The sequence below is a fragment of the Alcaligenes sp. WGS1538 genome, assembly GCF_043187505.1.
Classification (GTDB): Bacteria; Pseudomonadota; Gammaproteobacteria; order Burkholderiales; family Burkholderiaceae_B; genus Alcaligenes.
This window is the reverse complement of the sequence record NZ_CP171109.1, coordinates 2,999,962-3,020,118: the sequence shown is the minus strand read 5'-3', so window position 1 is coordinate 3,020,118 and position 20,157 is coordinate 2,999,962. Positions and strand designations below refer to the sequence as shown.

The following is a 20,157-nucleotide window of genomic DNA, read 5'->3' as shown; positions in this document are numbered from 1 at the left end:
GACCATCATCATGACTCGCCATGCTGGCCTCGCTCCCAAGTCCCCGGCCGCCGACGGCGGCCAGACGTCCAGCCATTACTCCCGCCTGATCCAGAAGGCCCGCAAGGAACCCAGCCGCACCTGCGTCGTGGCCCACCCCTGCGACGACGTGTCGCTGGGCGCCGCCCTGCAGGCCCGCGACCAGGGCCTGTTCGACATCGTGCTGGTGGGGCCGCAGGCGCGCCTGCATGCGGTGGCGGCCGAGCACGGCTTCAGCCTGGACGGCGTCACCCTGATCGACACGCCGCACAGCCATGCCTCGGCCGAGACCGCCGTGAGCGAAGTCCTGGCCGGTCGCGCCCAGCTGCTGATGAAAGGCAGCCTGCACACCGACGAGCTCATCCACGCCGTGCTGTGCACCCAGGGCAAGGGCCTGCGCACCGGGCGCCGGCTCAGCCATGTCTTCATCATGGACGTGCCGCGCTATCCGCACCCGCTTTTCGTGACCGATGCGGCCATCAACATCTTTCCCGACCTGGCGACCAAGGCCGATATCGTGCAGAACGCCATCGACCTGCATCGCGGCCTGGGCCTGGGCGAGCCGCGCGTGGCCTTGCTGTCCGCCGTCGAGCAGGTCACCGCGAAGATTCCCACCACCCTGGAGGCGGCCGCCTTGTGCAAGATGGCCGATCGCGGCCAGATCACCGGCGGCGTGCTGGACGGACCGCTGGCGCTGGACAATGCCATCAGTCCCGAGGCGGCCCGCATCAAAGGCATACGCTCGCCGGTGGCCGGGCAGGCGCAGATCGTGGTGGCTCCCGACCTGGAAGCCGGCAACATGCTGGCCAAGAACCTGACCTTCCTGTCGGGGGCGCTGGCCGCCGGCATCGTCATGGGCGCGCGCGTGCCCATCATCCTGACCAGCCGCGCCGACAGCGCGGAGACCCGCCTGGCCTCCTGCGCCGTGGCCAGCATCTACGCCGGGCATCTGGAGCGCAGCGCCGCCGTCAAGGAGATCACGCCATGAGCGAGCTGATCCTGGTGGTCAATGCCGGCAGTTCCAGCCTCAAGTTCCACATGTACGCCGTAGTGGAAGACGACCGGCTGGCATTCCAGTACGGCGGCCAGGTGTCGGGCATAGGCGGCGCCATGCCGGCCTTCAAGGTGGACGACGAGCACGGCCGCCCCATGGAGCGCCAGTCCCTGGAGGCCGGCCAGGCGCGGGACCTGCATTCGGCCCAGGCCATGGTGGCCGACTGGCTGCTGGCCCGCCTGGACCGTGAGCCCATCGCCGTGGGGCACCGCATCGTGCACGGCGGGCCGCGCTACGACCGCAGCGTGGCCCTGACGCCCGAGGTGCTGGACTATCTGGACAGCCTCTCGCCGCTGGCGCCGCTGCACCAGCAGAACAATCTTGCTCCGGTGCGCGTCATCTTCGAGCGCTGGCCGGAAATCTTCCAGGTGGCCTGCCTGGATACCGCCTTCCACCAGGGGCAGGCCCCGCAGGTGCGGCATTTCGCGCTGCCGGAGCGCTTCTACCGGCAGGGCGTGCGCCGCTACGGCTTTCATGGGCTTTCCTATCACTATATTTCCGAGCACCTGCGATCCCATTGGCCGGAGCTGGCCCGGGGCCGCGTGCTGGTGGCCCACCTGGGCTCGGGCGCCTCGGCCTGCGCCCTGAAGGAGGGGCGCAGCGTGGAGACCACCATGGGCTTCACGGCGCTGGATGGCCTGCCCATGGGCACGCGTCCCGGCCGCCTGGATGCGGGAGTGGTGCTGTGGATGATGGAACAGGGCATGGACCACGATGCCATACAGTCGCTGCTCTACACCGAATCGGGCCTGAAGGGCCTGTCGGGCATCAGCGCCGACATGCGCGTGCTGCAGGATTCCGACGATCCGCGCGCGCGCTTGGCGGTGGAGTACTTCTGCTACCGCGCCGCCGAAAGCCTGGCGGGGTTGTGCGTGTCCTTGCAGGGCCTGGACACCCTGGTGTTCACGGCGGGCATCGGCGAGCACAGCGCACCGGTACGCGCGCGGATCGCGCAGCATCTGGCCTGGCTGGGGGTGGAGGTGGACGAAGCGCGCAACCAGGCGGGCGAAGCCGTGATCTCCACGGACGCCAGTCCGGTGCGGGTGATGGTCATTCCAACCAACGAAGAGCGCATCATTGCCGAGCAGTCGCTGGCCCTGGTGCGCTCCGCGCCGGTTCAGTAGGCGGCGTTGTGCACCAGCCCGGCGGCGACCGTCTGGTTGGTGCCGGCGTCGATCAGGATGAAGGCGCCGGTGCCGGCGTGCTCCTGGTAGTCGTCCAGCACCAGGGGATCGCGGCTGGCGATGCTGACGCGGCCTATGTCGTTCAGCGCCAGCGTGCCGCTGGCTTCCTGCTCCTGCAGGCTGCGCACGTCGCGCACGGCATGCACGGCGCGCACCTTGGCCTGCGTCAGGCGGGTGCCTTGCTTGAGCCAATACGAGCGCGACGTGCTCAGCGGCTGTTCGTCCAGCCAGCATAGTTCGGCTTCGAAGCTCTTGCGCGGCGTGACGGGCTCGTCGGCCAGCGTGAGCAGGTCGCCGCGCGAAATGTCCAGTTCGCGGTCCAGCACGATCGTCACCGCATCGCCGTCCTCGACCTGGGTCTGCTCCTGGCCGGCGCGATACAGTCCGGTGACCACGGCCGTCCGGGCCGAGGGCCAGACCTGGATGGTGTCGCCCACACGGATCCGGCCGCCGTCCAGTTGGCCCGCATAGCCGCGGAAGCCGTCCACGCGGCTGCCGCCATGGCGGATCACCCATTGCACGAACAGGCGGGCGGGCTTCTGGCGTTCGTCATCCAGGCTCAGCGACTCCAGCAGCGGCAGCAGCGGCAGGCCCGTATGCCAGGGCGCATGGCTGGAAGGCCGGGTGATGTTTTCGCCCTTCAGGGCGGACAGCGGGATGATGTGGAAGTGTTCGATGCCCAGGTGGTCCGCCAGTTCCCGGTAGGCGGCGTGGATGCGGTCGAACACGGCCTGGTCCCAATCCACCAGGTCCATCTTGTTGACGGCCACCACGATGTGGCGCAGGCCCAGCAGGCGGGCCACGGTGCTGTGGCGCTTGGTCTGGGTCAGCAGCTGGCCGTCGCGGGCGCGGCTGGCGTCGATCAGGATGATGGCGGCCTGCGCCGTGGAGGCGCCCGTGATCATATTGCGCGTGTACTGTTCATGGCCGGGCGTGTCGGCCACGATGAACTTGCGCTTGGGCGTGGCGAAGTAGCGGTAGGCCACGTCGATGGTGATGCCTTGCTCGCGCTCGGCTTCCAGGCCGTCGGTCAGCAGGGCCAGGTCGGGTTCCGCGTCCTCGCCGCGCTTGTACTTGGAGCGCTGGATGGCGGCGATCTGGTCGGCGAACACGCCCTGGCTGTCCACCAGCAGGCGACCGATCAGGGTGGACTTGCCGTCGTCCACCGAGCCGGCGGTGATCAGGCGCAGCACGCCCTGGTCGGCGGCCTGGATCCAAGATTCATTGACTGCGTTCATCAGAAGTATCCTTGTTTCTTGCGGTGTTCCATGGACGCTTCCGAGGTCTGGTCGTCCATGCGTGTGGCGCCGCGCTCGGTGATGGTGGCGAGCGCCGTCTCGGCGATGATGTCTTCGGCCGTGGCTGCCGTGGACAGCACCGGGCAGGTGCAGGAGATGTCGCCCACGGTGCGAAAGCGCACGTTGCGCCAGGCCGAGGTCTCCCCTTCCTGCAGCGGCGTGAGGGGCGTGACGGGCACGATCAGGCCGTTGCGCTCCACGACCTCGCGCGAGTGCGAGTAATAGATGGAGGGCAGTTCTATGCCTTCGCGCTGGATGTATTGCCACACGTCCAGCTCGGTCCAGTTCGAAATAGGAAAGACGCGCAGGTTCTCGCCTTTGTGGATGCGGGTGTTGAACAGGCGCCAGAGCTCGGGGCGCTGGGCCTTGGGGTCCCATTGGCCGAATTCATCGCGAAAGGACACGATGCGCTCCTTGGCGCGCGCTTTTTCCTCGTCGCGGCGCGCGCCGCCGAAGCAGGCGTCGAAGCCGAATTCCTCGATGGCTTCCAGCAGCGTCACGGCTTGCGCGCCGTTGCGGCTGGCGTTCTCGTGACGCAGCACCACGGTGCCGCGGGCGATGGAGTCCTCGACGCTGCGCACGATCAGTTGCGCGTCCAGCTCGGCGGCGCGGCGATCGCGGAACTCGATCACTTCCGGGTAGTTGTGGCCGGTGTCCACGTGCATCAGGGGAAAGGGCAGGGGGCCGGGCGCGAAGGCCTTTTCGGCCAGGCGCAGCAGCACGGCGGAGTCCTTGCCGCCCGAGAAGAGCAGCACGGGCTTTTCCGCTTCCGCGGCGATCTCGCGCAGGATGAAGATGGCTTCGGCCTCGAGCCAGTCGAGGTGAGTACGGGTGGCAAGTGGTTCGCCCATGGTGTTCCTTTAGGTATTGACGCTGCTGTGCAGATTGCCGGCGTGCAGGCCGCATTCGAGGCTGTCGCGCTGCTCCCACCACCAGCGGCCGGCGCGCACGTCTTCGCCGGGGCGGATGGCGCGGGTGCAGGGTTCGCAGCCTATGGAGGGATAGCCCTGGTCGTGCAGGGGGTTGTAGGGAATGCCCAGCCCGCGGATCACTGCCCAGACGTCCTCGTGCGTCCATTCGGTCAGGGGGTTGAATTTCTGCAACCCGAACACGGCGTCGTATTCCTGGCGGGCCAGTTCGCTGCGGCTGGCCGATTGCTCGCGGCGCTGGCCGGTGATCCAGGCCGAACGTCCGGCCAGGGCGCGGCGCAGCGGCTCCACCTTGCGTATCTGGCAGCATTGCTTGCGCAGTTCCACGCTTTCATAGAAGGCATGGGCGCCGTGCTGTTGCACGTGGGCCTGTACGCGTTCGGGTTCGGGGCGGAAGAACAGGATCTCGCGTTGGTAGTGCTGGCGGATGGCGGCTGCCATCTGCACGGTTTCGGCGTGCAGCCGTCCGGTATCCAGCGTCAGGGTCTGGAGCTCGGGCGCGTAGATGGACATGGCGTGAAAGACGACCATGTCCTCTGCGGCCAGCGAGGAGGCCAGGACGGCGTCGGGATGTTCGCGGGCGATCCAGACGAGATCGTCGCGCAGTTGCTTCCAGAGCGCCAGCGGACGGGCGGTCAGGGCGGTGATGGCGGGGGCGTAGGAGGGCACGATCGGAATTCCCGGCAGGCTGTGGCGGTGCCGGCCGAAAGAGGAATTCCTGGTAAGGCGGAGCCTGGCCGACACGTCACATCGTTCATAAACTTATGAGCAAGTTTGCTTGCGCCGGCCGGGCAGGGGAACGAACTATTCGTAAGGTGGTTATGCCCCAGGCCTATTTAGCCGCCTTTTATCGCCGGGCCGCCCCAAGATAAAAAGTGCCCCCTCGGGGGGCAGCAAGCCGAAGGCGCAGCGTGGGGGTACTTTTTTATCGCCGGGCCGTCCCAAGATAAAAAGCGCCCCCTCGGGGGATGAGCCCGGACACCAGACAGTCCCTGCGGACTGTCTGGTGCCTGGCGAATCCGAGCGGCATACAGGCCGCGAGGTGGACAGCAAGCCGAAGGCGCGGCGTGGGGCAGTCCTCAGGCACGCCGGCTGGCGGCGATGATGACGATGATGATGACGCAGCTCAGCCAGGTCAGCAGGTCAACTTGCTCGCCCAGCCATAGGGCGGAGATCAGGATGGTCAGGAAGGGCTGGGCCAACTGGACCTGGCCGATGCGCGCCACCCCGCCCATGGCCATGGCCTTGTACCAGGGGAAAAAGCCCAGCAGCGACGAACACAGCGCCAGGTACAGCAGTGCCATCGTGGCTTGCGCGGAGGGCGCCTGCTCCATGGGCAGGGCCAGCCACAGGGACGCGGGCACGGTCAAAGGCAGGCTGGCCGTCAGGCACCAGCAGATGGTGCGCCAGCCTCCCAGCGTGCGCGCCACGCGGCCGCCTTCGGCGTAGCCCACCCCGGACATGAAGACCGCCAGCGCCAGCCAGAGGTCGCCCGTCTGCAGCGCACCTTCGCCGATGTAGAAGGCGTAGGCCAGCACCAGCATGGCGCCCAGCAGGCTGAGCAGCCAGAAGCGTCGGCTCAGGGATTCGCCGCTGCGCCCGGCGCTGATGATGGCCGTGGCCAGCGGGATCAGCCCGCTGAGTACGGCGCCGTGCGAGGACGGCACGGTTTGCATGGCGATGGACGAGAACACCGGCCAGCCCACGATCACGCCCGTGCAGGACAGGGCGATGCCGCGCCATTCAGCGGCTGTCGGGCGGCGGCTGCGGGTGGCCAGCAGGATCAGCGCCGCGCACAGGCCGCCGATGCCGGCGCGCGCCATCCCGATCAGCCAGGGGTCGAAGTTGTGGACCGCCACCCGCGTCATGGGCAGGGTGAAGGCGAAGACCAGCACGCCCACGAAGGCGTAGGCATAGGGAAGCAGGGCGGGGGCGGACGGTTGGAAAGTCGTGCTGCGGCTCATGGATGTCACCACGGATGAAGGTCATGTGTTCATTGGAGCATCAAGCGTAAAATAAATAGGCAATACAGTAGCAGTACAGTTGGGCGATCAGGCGGTTCAGCCGTATTGGTCGAACCACCACTACAGTTCAGCGTCGCGGCGATGGAGACAGCATAATGGAATGGACGAACTGGGAGCCGGTCCGGGGCTCGGATGTCACGCTCAGCGAACAATTGGTGGCGTGGGTGCAGCAGGAGCTGCACCTGCGCTACCGCGGCGGCAGCCGCCTGCCCTCGGTGCGCAGGATGGCGCAGTCGGCCGGCGTGAGCACGCATACCGTGGTGGCGGCCTACGACAGGCTCATGGCCCTGGGGCTGGTGGAATCCCGGCCGGGCTCGGGGTTCTTCGTGCGCGTGCGCCAGCCCCGGCGTCTGCGCACCGAGTCGCTGCGGGCGGACAGGAACGAACCGCGCAAGATAGACGTTAACTGGATGCTGAACAGCTTCATGGGGCACAGCGACAGCGCCGGCATTCCCACCCAGTGGCTGGACAATGACATGGTGCTGGCGGCCGTGAGGCAGGTCAGCCGCAGCGCGGATTCGGGCCTGCTGGGCTATGGCCATTCGCACGGCTACCGCCCCCTGCGCCAGCACATCGCCGGGCAGCTGGAGGACAGCGGCATACAGGCCGACCCGGACACCCAGATCCTGCTGTGCAGCGGGGCCACGCATGCGCTGGACCTGCTGTTGCGGCACTGGCTGCGTCCGGGCGACACGGTGGTGGTGGAGGATCCCGCCTGGTATCTGCTGTTCGCCCGCCTGGCGGTGGTGGATGTGCGGGTGCTCAGCGTGCCGCGGCGCGCCGACGGGCCGGACGTGGCCGTGCTGGAGCAACTGGCCCGAGAGCACCGGCCGCGCCTGGTCATCCTGAATACCGTGGTGCACAATCCCACGGGCTTCAGCCTGAGTCCCTCGGTCGCCCACGCCATCCTGACGCTGGCCCAGACCTGGGGTTTCCACATCATCGAGGACGACACCTACAGCGAACTGCATTCGCATCCGCCCTGCAGGCTGGCGCAACTGGATCAGCTGCACCGGGTCACCCTGGTGGGCGGGTATTCCAAGGTACTGGCGGCGGGCTTGCGCCTGGCCTACATGGCGGCATCCCCTGCCTTGCTGCAATCGCTGGTCAACCTGAAGATGCTGGCGGGGCTGACCACCCCCGAACTGAGCGAACGGGTCACCCACAGGCTGCTGGTGGACGGGCCCTACCGCAAGCACCTGGACCGCTTGCGGCGCCATGCGGACGGCGGCCGGCAGCAGACATTGGAGCGCCTGACACGTCTGGGCCTGGCGCCTGATGCGCCGCCGCAGGCGGGCATGTTCGTCTGGACGGATACCGGCGTGGAGACCGAAAGCCTGGTGCGGGCCCTGGGCAGGCCGGGGCACCTGCTGGTGCCAGGCGCCCTGTTCTCGCCGGAGCAGCAGCCCTCGACCTACGTGCGCATCAACGTGTCGGTGGCCGGCGACGATGCATTCTGGGGCGACCTCGAACGGTGTCTGGATGCCGCCCGGCAGAGGACGGACAGCGTACCTTCCTGACAATGCGCCTGCGCACCGGCCCCAGGGCCGGACGCTCCCATGGCCTTATGCCGAACTGTATCTGTAGTTGCACTGTAATCCAGCTCTGTTAGCATAGAGACGTGTTGCGCACAGAAAGAAAATTCTGCGCTCAATGCGATAGGTATTTGCAATTAGTGCAATTGTATTAATCAATTTCACTAATCGAACGCAGCTTCCTATAATGGCTTTACTGTCAATTGTTAACCGCTAACTGGAGCTAACATGTCTTTGATCAACACCGTCATCAAACCATTCAAGGCAACCGCTTACCACAACGGCAAGTTCGTTGAAGTCAGCAACGAAACCGTCGCCGGCAAATGGTCTGTGTTCGTTTTCTACCCAGCCGACTTCACCTTCGTGTGCCCAACCGAGCTGGAAGACCTGGCCGACCATTACGCAGAGTTCCAGAAGCTGGGCGTGGAAGTCTACTCCGTGTCCACCGACACCCACTTCGCTCACAAGGCATGGCACGACACGTCCGACGCCATCAGCAAAGTGAACTACCCCATGATCGGTGACCCGACTCACCAACTGTCCCGCAACTTCGACGTGCTGATCGAAGAAGAAGGCATCGCTCTGCGCGGCACCTTCGTGGTCAACCCAGCCGGCGAGATCAAAGTCCTGGAAATCCACGACAACGGCATCGGCCGCGACGCTTCCGAACTGCTGCGCAAGGTCAAGGCTGCCCAGTACATCGCCGCTCACCCCGGTGAAGTGTGCCCAGCCAAGTGGGAAGAAGGCGCCAAGACGCTGACTCCTTCCCTGGACCTGGTCGGCAAGATCTAAGACCTCTATGGTCGCAGGCGGGCGGCGCCAGCCGCCGCCCGCCAGGCGCCTGGCCGGTCCAGGCGCCCCATGTGTTTCGTTCAGTACAGGATAAAAAAGGCGTTTCTCATGTTAGATGCAAACATCAAAACTCAATTGAAGGCTTATCTCGAGAAGATCACCCAACCGATCGAGATCGTTGCGTCGCTGGATGTGGGCGCCAAGTCCGTGGAGCTGCGCGAACTGCTGCAGGAAATCGATAGCCTCTCCGACAAGATCAGCTATCGCGAAGACGCGGGCTCGCAAGAGCGCAAGCCTTCCTTCAAGATCAACCGTCCCGGAACCGACGTGAGCGTCAGCTTCGCCGGCATCCCCATGGGGCACGAATTCACCTCCTTGATCCTGGCCCTGCTGCAAGTCGGCGGCCACGCGATCAAGCTGGACGAGGCCGTCATCGAACAGATCCGCAATCTGTCGGGCGACTTCGCCTTTGAAACCTATTTCTCGCTGTCGTGCCAGAACTGTCCCGACGTGGTGCAGGCCCTGAACGCGATGTCCGTCATCAATCCGCGCATCAAGCACGTGGCCATCGACGGCGCGCTGTTCCAGAAGGAAGTGGAAGAGCGCAACATCCTGTCCGTGCCGGCCGTGTACCTGAACGGCGAGCTGTTCCACCAGGGACGCGCCAGTGCCGAGGAACTGCTGGCCAAGCTGGACGCCGGCGACAACGAAGCCCGCGCCCAGGCCCTGGACGCCAAGGACGAATACGACGTGCTGGTCGTGGGCGGCGGTCCCGCCGGCGCGGCTGCAGCCATATATGCGGCCCGCAAGGGCATCCGCACCGGCGTGCTGGCCGAGCGTTTCGGCGGCCAGGTGCTGGACACCATGGCCATCGAGAACTACATTTCCGTGGTCGAGACCGAAGGTCCGAAGTTCGCCGCGGCGCTGGAGCAGCACGTCAAGGCCTATGACGTGGACATCATGAATCTGCATCGCGCCGCGAACATCCGCCGCGAAGGCAAGCAGATCCTGGTGGACGTGGCCGGCGGCGGCCAGCTGAAGGCCAAGTCCGTCATCCTGGCCACCGGCGCGCGCTGGCGCGAACTGAACGTGCCCGGCGAACAGGAATACCGCAACCGCGGCGTGGCCTACTGCCCGCACTGCGACGGCCCCCTGTTCAAGGGCAAGGACGTGGCGGTGGTCGGCGGAGGCAACTCCGGCGTGGAAGCGGCCATCGACCTGGCCGGCCTGGTGCGCCACGTCACGCTGATCGAGTTCGGCGCGACCCTGCGCGCTGACGAGGTGCTGCAACGCAAGCTGCGCAGCCTGCCCAACGTCAAGATCGTCACCCAGGCCCAGACCACGGAAGTGCTGGGCGACGGCAAGAAGGTGGTGGGCCTGAACTACCTGGATCGCGAGACCCAGCAGTCCCGGCATCTGGATCTGGACGGCGTGTTCGTGCAGATCGGCCTGGTGCCCAACACCGAATGGCTGAAGGGCAGCGATGTCGCGCTGTCGCGGCACGGCGAAATCGAAGTGGACGTGCGCGGCGCGACCTCCCTGGCCGGCGTGTTTGCCGCGGGCGACGTCACCACCGTGCCGTACAAGCAGATCATCATCGCCGCCGGCGAAGGCGCCAAGGCTTCGCTCAGCGCCTTTGACTACCTGATCCGTAGCTCGGCCGAAGTGGAACAGCCCGTCGCCGAAAGCGTCACGGCCTGATCGTCAAGGACGGCGTGATCAGCCGCCACCCCTGCGGGGGTGGCTTTTTTTGGTTCTTCGAAGAATTCGGGGAACTGAATGGCCAGATCGATGCCGAACCGGTTTTTTGAAGACGCCATTCAAGGCGCAGGAAGAGCGGACGGTGCTGACGGCTTGCCGGCGCGCCGCGCCGGTGCCCTGGTCGAGGCGCCTGGCCGGGCGCGTCGTTAACTCCGGCGGGTTGCTCGCCCCCCGGGCGAGCAACAAGCGCCGCCGTCGAACAGAACGACGCTTAGCTCCCGTCCCCGCACCCCGCCTGCGGCAAGCCATCCGACCCGCCCCGTCCGATCTTCCCGCGCCTTGAACGGCTCAAAATGCTGATGGCATCGCCCCGGCTCTGAACATCCATACCAAGCAGAAAATTCAGCGGATGGCTGATGCGTTGTACGACGTGTGCGGACGTCCCGCCGTTTGGGCCAAAAAGACGGCGCTGTTCTCGTGAGGCGGGCCGGGGCGGCCCGGCGGGCGAGTCAGGGCCTTCGCCGCAGGCGGGATGCGGGGGCGGGAGGCAAGGGGCGTGCTGCTCGAGCAGGGCGCTTGTGATTCGTCCAGTGGACGAATCACCCTGGGAGTTCACGCCCCGCCCGCCCCCGTATCCTGACCAGGGAACCCGCGCACAGCGCGGGCGAAGGACCCAGCCAAGCCGGCCCGCCCCGGCCTGCCTCGCGAGAACCCGAGCTTCTTTCCGCTTGGCCCAAACGGCTCGTCAAACACGGAGGAGTCCCCGGAATTCCTCGAAGAACCTTTTTTTGGGGTCGGCGGCAGGGTGTATGGATCGCGGGCCCAGGCGCTTCTTGTCAGGCTTCGCCGTCCAGCCCAGGCCAACTGCCGCCCAGCACGTCCGCGCACACCTGCAGCCAGGCCTTGGCCGCCTGCGACAGGTAGCGGCCGTTCCACAGCAGGGCCACTTCCCAGTTCAGGGCGGGCTCCACGATCTCGGCCGCGACCCAGTCCCCGGACTCCAGGCGCGACAGAAAGGGTTGAGGCAGCAGGGCGATGCCCATGCCGGCCTGCGCCATGGAGGCCACCCAGTCCCATTGCCCGCTCTGGGCCGCGATGTGGGGCTGCAGGCCGGCATGCGCGAAGGCGCGGCGCAGCATGCGGGTCAGGGCGAAGTCGTCGCTCAGGAATATCAGCGGGTGGCGCTCCAGTTCTTCGAGCTTGACCTTGCCTTGCGCGCTGCGAAAGCTGTTCTTGCGGCCTATGGCCCAGACGCCGTGGCGCGCCACCGGGGCGGCGGACAAGTTCAGCTCCGGGCCCAGCGGCAGGATGCTCAAGCCCATCTCCACCGCGCCGGCGGCCACCATGCGTTCGATCCCCATGCCGGTCTCTTCGTGCAGGACGAGTTCGATCCTCGGGTGGCGGGCCTTGAAGGCCTTGAGCACTTCGGTGAACAGCACATTGATCATGGGCGGCATGCCCAGCTCCAGCCTGCCGCGCTGCAGGGCCTGCACTTCATGCACCTCGCGCAGCAGCCGCTGCACGCTTTGCAGGACCTCCTGGCCGCGCTCCAGCACCACCTTGCCGCAATCGGTCAGCTGGAGCTGGCGATGGTCGCGGATCAGCAGCGGCTCGCCCACCTCGTCTTCCAGTTGCCTGACCATCTTGCTGACCGTGGACTGGGTCACGCTCAGGCTTTGGGCCGCTTGCGTAAAGCTTTGATGTTTAACGGTTTCGATGAAGTACCGCAGCGATCGGACATCCATGGCCAGCTTCCTTTTCAGTCATGAATTTTATGACTTATCAGTAGTAATTTTATTCATTATGGCGATGCTATGCTGACGCCGTTCAAAAACATAAACGCCAGTTGCCAGGGCGTGGAGACCTCGCCCGGCGCTTTCGGACCCAGGCTCCCCCGACCGCAACAGCTGGCAGATCATGATACCGAGACAGGAGCATACGATGTTCAAGGATCGCATCCGTTTCCCAGGGTTGGAAGACAAGGTCATGACGGCGCAGGAGGCGGCGGCCTTCTTCCGGGACGGCATGAATGTGGGCATGAGCGGCTTTACGCGCGCTGGCGACTGCAAGGCCATGCCGCGCGCCCTGGCGCAGCGCGCCCAGGGCGAGCCGCTGCGCCTGAATGTGATCACCGGGGCCTCGCTGGGCAACGACAGCGATGGATTGATGGCCGAGGCGGGCGTGCTGGCCAAGCGCATGCCCTTCCAGGTGGACGCCGTGCTGCGCCGCCACATCAACCAGGGCAAGGTTCTGTTCGCCGACCAGCACCTGTCCCAGACCGTGGAGCAGCTGCGCTGCGGCAACCTGCCCGCCATCGACATCGCCGTGATCGAAGCCGTGGCCATCACCGAGACCGGCGCCATCGTGCCCACCACCTCCGTGGGCAATTCGGCCAGCTTCGCCCAGCAGGCGCGGCAGATCATCGTGGAGCTGAACCTGGGCATGCCCCTGGAGCTGGAAGGCCTGCATGACATCTATGTGCCCGATATGCGTCCGCATCGCGAGCCCATCGCCCTGATCTCGGTCGAGCAGCGCATCGGCGCCGCCGCCATCCAGGTGGATCCCGCCCGCATCGTGGGCATCGTCGTGACCGACGCTCTGGACAGTCCCTCCAGCGCCTTGCCGCCGGATGCCGAAACCCAGGCCATCGCCGGCCACATCATCGAGTTCCTGAAGGGCGAAGTGGCGGCCGGCAGGCTGAGCAATTCGCTGCTGCCCTTGCAGGTGGGCATAGGCACCATCGCCAATGCCGTCACCCATGGCCTGGTGGATTCGCCCTTCCAGGACCTGACCATGTATTCGGAAGTACTGCAGGACAGCGCCATCGCCTTGCTGGATTCGGGCCAGCTGCGCTTTGCCTCGGCCTCCTCGGTCACGCTGTCCGCAGCCAAGACGGCGCAGTTCCTGGACGGCCTGGAGCGCTACCGCGACAAGGTGGTGCTGCGTCCGCAGGAAATCAGCAATCATCCCGAGCTGGTGCGCCGCCTGGGCATCATCGCCATCAATACCGCCCTGGAATTCGATATCTACGGCAACGTGAATTCCACGCATGTCTGCGGCACGCACATGATGAACGGCATCGGCGGTTCCGGCGATTTCGCCCGCAATGCCCACCTGTCCATCTTCGTGAGCAAATCCGTGGCTAAGGACGGCGACATCTCCAGCGTCGTGCCCATGGTCTCGCATGTGGATCACACCGAACACGACGTGGCCGTGCTGGTCTCCGAATGGGGGCTGGCCGACCTGCGCGGCCTGGCGCCGCGCGAGCGCGCCCGCGTCATCATCCAGAACTGTGCGCATCCCGACTACCGCGCGGCCCTGCTCGACTATGTCCGGCGCGCCGAACAGCGCGGCGGACATACCCCGCACATTCTGGAAGAAGCCTTGTCCTGGCATGCCCGCTACCAGCAACACGGCACCATGCGCCAGGAGCAGTTCCATGCCCAGGAGGCCGCGACTGCGTAGTGATCAGGTCCGAATCGTGCGACGCCGAGTCAGTCCGCCGCCGCATGAGTATCTGGCTGACCTGATCGCCCCTGGCATGCCACCCGTGCCAGGGGCATTTTTTTATTGCTGGGCAGCCGGGCCGCCCGAGGCAAAGGGCGCCCCCCTTGGGGGATGAGCCCGGACACAGGACAGTCCCTGCGGACTGTCCTGCGCCTGGCGAATCCGAGCGGCCTGCCCGCCGCGAGGTGGACAGCAAGCAGGCGACAGCCTGCGCAGCGTGGGGGCCCCTTTTATCGCCGGGCCGCCGGAACGCCGGACCGCCCAAGATAAAAGGCGCCCCCCTTGGGGGATGAGCCCGGACACAGGACAGTCCCTGCGGACTGTTCTGCGCCTGGCGAATCCGAGCGGCCTGCCTGCCGCGAGGTGGACAGCAAGCAGGCAATAGCCTGCGCAGCGTGGGGGCCCCTTTTAGCGCTAAAATCATGGATTGTTGCGCGCAAAGCGAGGCCGGGGTGCTGGAACAGATCGGGATCATCAATTTCTGGGCGTTTGTGGTGGGGACGGTGTTCATCGTGCTCCTGCCGGGCCCCAACTCGCTCTACGTACTGGCCAGCAGCGCGGGCCATGGCGTGCGGGAGGGCTACAAGGCTGCGCTGGGCGTAGTCGTGGGCGACGGCATCCTCATGACCCTGACCGCCCTGGGCGCGGCCTCCCTGCTCAAGACCCTGCCCATGCTCTACATGGGCATACGCTGGCTGGGCGCGGCCTATTTGCTGTATCTGGGCGTGCGCCTGCTGCAGTCGGCCTTCCAGAAGGGCGGGGCGATGCGCGCCATCGATACCCGCGTGCGCCACCAAGGGCGGTTCCGCAAGGCTGTGTTCCTGAGCTTGCTCAATCCCAAGGCCATCCTGTTCTTCCTGTCTTTCTTCGTCCAGTTCGTCAATCCCGCCGCCGGCCATGCCGGCCTGGCCTTTCTGGTGCTGGGCCTGGTGGTGGAAGTCATCAGCTTCTGCTATCTGTCCTTGCTGATCGTGGGGGGCGACCGGCTGGCGGGGATCTTCCGGCGGCACCAGCGCCTGTCCCGCCTGGGCAACGGCTCGGTGGGATTGCTGTTCATGGGCTTTGCAGCCCGCATGATCAGCGACTGAAGCAGATAGCCCGCATCGCCGCAACGCACCATCTCTTCATCAGTCAAAGGAAATCATCACTTATGAGCAGCAAAATCCGTGTGGGCATCGCAGGTTATGGCAATCTGGGGCGAGGCGTCGAACTGGCCATCGCCCAGAATCCGGACATGGAGCTGGTCGGCGTCTTCACCCGCCGCGATCCCGCTTCCGTGAAACTGCAGAATGCGTCCGTGCCCGTGCATGCGCTGGACGGCATCGAGCAGCACCGTGACGCCATCGACGTGCTGATCCTCTGCGGCGGCTCCAAGAACGACCTGCCCGAGCAGGGCCCCGCGCTGGCCCGCTGGTTCAACACGGTGGACAGCTTCGACACCCATGCCCGCATTCCGGAATACCACGCCGCCGTGGACGCCGCCGCCCAGGGCGCCGGGACCACGGCCCTGATCGCCGTGGGCTGGGATCCGGGCCTGTTCTCCATCAATCGCCTGTATGGCGAGTGCGTGCTGCCGGTGGGCGAAACCTACACTTTCTGGGGCAAGGGCCTGAGCCAGGGCCACTCGGACGCCATCCGCCGGGTGCCCGGCGTGGCCGGCGGCGTGCAATACACCCTGCCCATCGAGGCCGCCGTGCAGCGCGTGCGCAATGGCGAGCAGCCCGTGCTCGGCACGCGTGAGAAACACAAGCGCCAGTGCTTCGTGGTGCTGGCCGAAGGCGCCGATGCCGACGCCGTGCGCCAGGCCATCGTCACCATGCCCGACTATTTCGCCGACTACGACACCGAAGTCAATTTCATCGATGCGGACACGCTGGCGCGCGAGCATTCGGCCATGCCGCACGGCGGTTTCGTGATCCGCAGCGGCCAGTCCGGCGCCGGCACCCAGCAGGTGGTGGAGTATTCCCTGAACCTGGGCAGCAATCCGGAATTCACCTCCAGCGTGCTGGTCGCGTATGCGCGCGCCGCCTACCGCATGAACCAGCAGGGCCAGATCGGCGCCAAGACGGTGTTCGACGTGGCTCCCGGCCTGCTCTCGCCCAAGTCGCCCGCCGAGCTGCGCAAAGAGCTGCTGTAAAACGGCGATTCCACCCATCGGCGCGCGCCATGCGCGGCGCTGATGGGCGGAATCAGTATTCGCGGCAGTCCTGCGCCTGCAAGTAGGGGGCAATAAAGAGTAAAATATCGCTCCTCTTCTACTTTTTCAGAGTGTTGGCATGCGTTTGCTGATAGCCCTGCTGCTGCCCTGGCTGGCGTTCTTCACCATCGGCCGCCCGTTTGCCGGGATCATCTGCCTGATCCTGCAGATCACCCTGATCGGCTGGGTTCCCGCCGCCATCTGGGCCGTGTATTCATTGAGTCAATACAAGACCGACAAGAAAATCGAACAGGCCCTGGGCAAGCGCTGACCCTCCCTAGGGTAAATCCTTTCCGTATTGCGCGTCTGAGCCGGTAGAATCTGCCGGCACAGACGTTTTTTATCTTTTTTTGCCGATGCAGCCATGACCATACCGCCCAGCATGGGTCATTCTCCTGACCCCGGCGAGGAAACCATGCCCGCAATGGGCGTTGCGCATCGCCTCGAGCTGAACGACATCACCAAGGAATACCCGGCCGTCGTCGCCAATGACAGCGTGTCCCTGTCCATCAGGCCGGGCGAGATCCATGCCGTGCTGGGCGAGAACGGCGCCGGTAAATCCACGCTGATGAAAATCATCTACGGCGTGGTCAAGCCTGATCGCGGGCAGATACTCTGGGACGGCCGGCCGGTGCAGATCAGCAGTCCCGCCGCGGCACGCCAGCTGGGCATAGGCATGGTGTTCCAGCATTTCTCCCTCTTCGATACGCTGACGGTCACGGAAAACATCGCCCTGGGCCTGCCTGCCTCGACCAATATGCAGGAACTGGAGGGGCGCATCCGTGAAACCGCCCGCCAGTACGGGCTGGACCTGGATCCGCGCCGGCACATTCATACCCTGTCGGTGGGCGAATGCCAGCGCGTGGAGATCGTGCGCGCGCTGCTGGGCAAACCCAAGCTGCTGATCCTGGACGAACCCACCTCCGTCCTGACGCCCCAGGCGGTGCGCCGCCTGTTCGGCACCTTGCGCCAGCTGGCGGCCGAAGGCTGCAGTATCGTCTACATCAGCCACAAGCTCGACGAGATCCGCGAACTGTGCCATGCCTGCACCGTGATGCGGGCCGGCAAGGTCACCGGCTATTGCGATCCGCGCCAGGAGACCACCGCCAGCCTTTCGCGCCTGATGATAGGCGCCGAGCCGGCTTCGCTGGGGGCTCGCGCCCGGCAGGAGGGGGCCACGCTGCTGCAGGTGCGCTCGCTGCGCCTGCCCAAGTCGCACCCCTTTGCCTGCGAGCTGGAAGACATCAATTTCGAACTGCGCCAGGGCGAGATCCTGGGCGTGGCCGGCATTTCGGGCAATGGCCAGCAGGAGCTGCTGGCGGCCTTGTCGGGCGAGGACACCCGTGCCGACCCGCAATCCATCCTCCTGGACGGCCAGCCCGTGGGTCAGCGCGATGCGGCCTGGCGGCGCGACCACGGCATGGGCTTCGTGCCGGAAGAGCGCCTGGGGCGCGGCGCCGTGCCGGAGCTGTCGCTGGCGCAGAACCTGCTGCTGTCGCACCAGGGCGAAGACACCGTGCGGCGCGGATTCCTGCGCTTTGCCTCCATACGGCGCCTGGCCGGGGGCATCATCCGCCGCTTCAGCGTCAAGGCTGCGGGCGACCAGGCCCCGGCCAACAGCCTGTCCGGCGGCAATCTGCAGAAGTACATCATCGGCCGCGAAGTCACGCGCCAGCCGCGCGTGCTGGTCATCGCCCAGCCGACCTGGGGCGTGGACGTGGGCGCGGCCGCCCAGATCCATACCGAGCTGCTGGCCCTGCGCGACGCCGGTTGCGCGCTGCTGGTCATTTCCGAAGAGCTGGATGAATTGTTTGCGATCGCCGATCGCCTGATTGTGATTTCCAAGGGTCGTATGTCTCCTTCCATTCCCGTGGCGCAAGCCAGTGTCGATCAGATCGGGCAGTGGATGAGCGGTTTGTGGACGGAGGCCGGGCATGCTCAGGCTTGAGAACCGCGCCGCTCCATCCACGCTGATGGCCTGGTGTTCGCCCTTGCTGGCCGTGTTGCTGACCATGGTCGTGGCCGGCGCCTTGTTCTGGGCGCTGGGCAAGAACCCGCTGGCGGGCTTGAATGTCTTTTTCCTGGAGCCCCTGCGCGACATGAACGGCTGGGCGGAGGTGGGCGTCAAGCTGATTCCGCTGCTGCTCATTTCCGTCGGCCTGGCGATCTGCTTTCGCGCCAATGTCTTCAACATCGGCGCCGAGGGGCAGCTGGTGGTGGGCGCACTGGCGGCCGGGGCCTTCGTGCTGCAGGTCGACACCGGCGAGAACGGCGGTTTCTGGCTGATCTCGGCCGCCTTGCTGTGCGGCATGCTGGGCGGCATGTTCTGGGCCGCCATCGTGGCCTTCCTGAAGGACCGTTTCAACGCCAATGAGATCCTCGTCTCCTTGATGCTGGTCTATGTGGCCCAGCATCTGCTCAGCTACCTGGTGCACGGCGCCTTGCGCGACCCGGACGGCTTCGGCTTTCCGCAGTCCAGCCTGTTCTCGGACGGCTTCCTGCTGCCCGCGGTGCTGCCGGGCACGCGCCTGCATGTGGGCATCGTGCTGGCCCTGGCGGCCGCCGTGCTGGGCTGGCTGTTCTTGACGCGCAGCATGTCCGGATTCCGGCTGCGCGTGGGCGGCATGGCGCCGCTGGCGGCTCGCTATGCCGGCTTTTCCTCGCGCAAGGCCTTGTGGACGTCCCTGCTGCTGTCGGGCGCGCTGGCCGGCCTGGCCGGAGCGGCCGAAGTCATGGGGCCGGTCGGGCAGCTGACGCCCTCCATCTCCCCCGGCTACGGCTTTGCCGCCATCATCGTAGCCTTCGTGGGCCGCCTGCACCCGCTGGGCGTGATTTTTTCCTCTTTCGTGATGTCCCTGATCTACATCGGCGGCGAACTGGCGCAGAGCCGCCTGGGCCTGCCCAACGCCATCACCGGCATTTTCCAGGGCATCTTGCTGTTTTCCCTGCTGGCCTGTGACGTGTTCATCACCAAGCGTCTGGTCTGGAGAAAGTAATGGACGCCATCGCACCTCTGCTCGCCGCGACCATCAATGCGGGCACGCCCTTGATGCTGGCCGCGCTGGGCCTGCTCATCAACGAGAAATCCGGCGTGATCAACCTGGGTTCCGAAGGCATGATGCTGATGGCCGCCATCGTGGGCTTCGCCGCCGCCGTGCAGACCGGCAACCCCGCGCTGGGTTTTCTGCTGGGCGCATTGACCGGCATGGCCATGGCGGCGTTCTTCGCCTGGCTGACGGTCTGGCTGGGCGCCAACCAGGTGGCCTGCGGCCTGGCGCTGTCCTTGTTCGGGGTAGGCGCCTCGGCCTACATCGGCATCCCGTTCTCGGGCAGCTCGCTGGTCGTGACCAAGGCGGGCATTCCTTTCCTGAAGGACATTCCCTTCATCGGGCCCGCCCTGTTCGAGCAGCACTACATGGTCTATGTATCCTGGGTCCTGTGCGGCCTGGTGACCTGGTTCCTGGCCCGCACCCGCGCCGGCCTGGTGCTGCGGGCGGTGGGCGAATCGCCTTCCTCGGCGCATTCGCTGGGCTATGACGTGCGCCTGATCCGCCTGGGCGCGCTGGTGTTCGGCGGCGCTTGCTGCGGGCTGGCCGGCGCCTTCATCTGTCTGGTGTACACGCCCATGTGGGTGGAGAACATCGTGGCCGGACGCGGCTGGATCGCACTGGCGCTCACCACCTTCGCCACCTGGCGGCCCCTGCGCGTGATGCTGGGCGCCTACCTGTTCGGCGGCGTCACCATCCTGACCTATCACGCCCAGGCGCTGGGCGTGCCGGTGGCCTCCCAACTGCTGGCCATGATGCCGTATCTGGCCACCATCATCGTGCTGGTTCTGATCTCTCGCAATGCCAACTGGATCAGGCTGAACATGCCTGCCTCGCTTGGCAAAAACTTCAATCCCAACAGTTAGAGGAC

At 65.9% G+C, this 20,157-nt stretch carries 17 protein-coding genes; 12 read left to right on the top strand and 5 right to left on the bottom strand.

The window, feature by feature from the left end; all coding sequences use genetic code 11:
- Positions 1 to 10 precede the first annotated feature (10 nt).
- Entirely contained in the window at positions 11 to 1,006 is a 996-nt protein-coding gene (locus ACF3ND_RS14060) for a phosphate acetyltransferase (protein ID WP_394061457.1), read from the top strand.
- Positions 1,003 to 2,196, top strand: coding sequence for an acetate/propionate family kinase (locus tag ACF3ND_RS14055; protein WP_394061455.1), 1,194 nt, complete (start codon positions 1,003 to 1,005; stop codon positions 2,194 to 2,196). Before ACF3ND_RS14060 ends, ACF3ND_RS14055 begins: the two co-directional genes overlap by 4 nt.
- Here ACF3ND_RS14055 and ACF3ND_RS14050 read toward each other — a convergent pair.
- The 4 genes from ACF3ND_RS14050 to ACF3ND_RS14035 form a co-directional block, all read right to left on the bottom strand.
- Positions 2,190 to 3,494, bottom strand: a complete 1,305-nt coding sequence (locus ACF3ND_RS14050; protein WP_394061453.1) for a sulfate adenylyltransferase subunit 1 — start codon at positions 3,492 to 3,494, stop codon at positions 2,190 to 2,192. The genes ACF3ND_RS14055 and ACF3ND_RS14050 overlap by 7 nt on opposite strands.
- A complete protein-coding gene (gene cysD / locus ACF3ND_RS14045) occupies positions 3,494 to 4,405 on the bottom strand; it encodes a sulfate adenylyltransferase subunit CysD (protein ID WP_394061451.1) in 912 nt (303 codons plus the stop codon). Before cysD ends, ACF3ND_RS14050 begins: the two co-directional genes overlap by 1 nt.
- A gap of 9 nt (positions 4,406 to 4,414) precedes the next feature.
- Positions 4,415 to 5,152, bottom strand: a complete 738-nt coding sequence (locus tag ACF3ND_RS14040) for a phosphoadenylyl-sulfate reductase (RefSeq protein ID WP_394061449.1) — start codon at positions 5,150 to 5,152, stop codon at positions 4,415 to 4,417.
- A gap of 410 nt (positions 5,153 to 5,562) precedes the next feature.
- Positions 5,563 to 6,447 (bottom strand): DMT family transporter, encoded by an 885-nt coding sequence (locus ACF3ND_RS14035; protein WP_394061447.1) that lies wholly within the window; start codon positions 6,445 to 6,447, stop codon positions 5,563 to 5,565.
- A 155-nt stretch (positions 6,448 to 6,602) separates the two neighbouring features.
- On the opposite strand from ACF3ND_RS14035, the gene ACF3ND_RS14030 reads away from it, so the two are divergent.
- The 3 genes from ACF3ND_RS14030 to ahpF all read left to right on the top strand — a co-directional run bounded on the left by ACF3ND_RS14030 (position 6,603) and on the right by ahpF (position 10,535).
- Positions 6,603 to 8,027 (top strand): PLP-dependent aminotransferase family protein, encoded by a 1,425-nt coding sequence (locus tag ACF3ND_RS14030; RefSeq protein WP_394061445.1) that lies wholly within the window; start codon positions 6,603 to 6,605, stop codon positions 8,025 to 8,027.
- 243 nt (positions 8,028 to 8,270) lie between these two features.
- A complete protein-coding gene (gene ahpC / locus ACF3ND_RS14025; protein ID WP_394061443.1) occupies positions 8,271 to 8,834 on the top strand; it encodes an alkyl hydroperoxide reductase subunit C in 564 nt (187 codons plus the stop codon).
- Positions 8,835 to 8,942: 108 nt separating this feature from the next.
- Complete coding sequence (ahpF, locus tag ACF3ND_RS14020) at positions 8,943 to 10,535, top strand: alkyl hydroperoxide reductase subunit F (RefSeq protein WP_394061441.1); 1,593 nt, start codon at positions 8,943 to 8,945, stop codon at positions 10,533 to 10,535.
- Between the two features lie 836 nt (positions 10,536 to 11,371).
- On the opposite strand, the gene ACF3ND_RS14015 is transcribed toward ahpF, so the two are convergent.
- Complete coding sequence (locus tag ACF3ND_RS14015) at positions 11,372 to 12,280, bottom strand: LysR family transcriptional regulator (RefSeq protein ID WP_394061439.1); 909 nt, start codon at positions 12,278 to 12,280, stop codon at positions 11,372 to 11,374.
- A 196-nt stretch (positions 12,281 to 12,476) separates the two neighbouring features.
- Here ACF3ND_RS14015 and ACF3ND_RS14010 point away from each other — a divergent pair, with 196 nt between their 5' ends.
- The 7 genes from ACF3ND_RS14010 (at position 12,477) to ACF3ND_RS13980 (ending at position 20,152) form a co-directional block, all read left to right on the top strand.
- The gene (locus ACF3ND_RS14010; protein WP_394061437.1) at positions 12,477 to 14,000 is read left to right on the top strand and encodes an acetyl-CoA hydrolase/transferase family protein; all 1,524 of its coding nucleotides are present in this window, start codon (positions 12,477 to 12,479) and stop codon (positions 13,998 to 14,000) included.
- 464 nt (positions 14,001 to 14,464) lie between these two features.
- Positions 14,465 to 15,130, top strand: a complete 666-nt coding sequence (gene leuE, locus ACF3ND_RS14005) for a leucine efflux protein LeuE (protein WP_394061435.1) — start codon at positions 14,465 to 14,467, stop codon at positions 15,128 to 15,130.
- A 62-nt stretch (positions 15,131 to 15,192) separates the two neighbouring features.
- The gene (locus ACF3ND_RS14000; protein WP_394061433.1) at positions 15,193 to 16,179 is read left to right on the top strand and encodes a diaminopimelate dehydrogenase; all 987 of its coding nucleotides are present in this window, start codon (positions 15,193 to 15,195) and stop codon (positions 16,177 to 16,179) included.
- Between the two features lie 139 nt (positions 16,180 to 16,318).
- Positions 16,319 to 16,510, top strand: coding sequence for a YqaE/Pmp3 family membrane protein (locus ACF3ND_RS13995; RefSeq protein ID WP_394061431.1), 192 nt, complete (start codon positions 16,319 to 16,321; stop codon positions 16,508 to 16,510).
- Between the two features lie 153 nt (positions 16,511 to 16,663).
- Positions 16,664 to 18,187, top strand: a complete 1,524-nt coding sequence (locus ACF3ND_RS13990; RefSeq protein WP_394065846.1) for an ABC transporter ATP-binding protein — start codon at positions 16,664 to 16,666, stop codon at positions 18,185 to 18,187.
- Positions 18,174 to 19,235, top strand: coding sequence for an ABC transporter permease (locus ACF3ND_RS13985; RefSeq protein ID WP_394061429.1), 1,062 nt, complete (start codon positions 18,174 to 18,176; stop codon positions 19,233 to 19,235). Before ACF3ND_RS13990 ends, ACF3ND_RS13985 begins: the two co-directional genes overlap by 14 nt.
- Positions 19,235 to 20,152, top strand: coding sequence for an ABC transporter permease (locus ACF3ND_RS13980; RefSeq protein WP_394061427.1), 918 nt, complete (start codon positions 19,235 to 19,237; stop codon positions 20,150 to 20,152). Before ACF3ND_RS13985 ends, ACF3ND_RS13980 begins: the two co-directional genes overlap by 1 nt.
- Positions 20,153 to 20,157 lie beyond the last annotated feature (5 nt).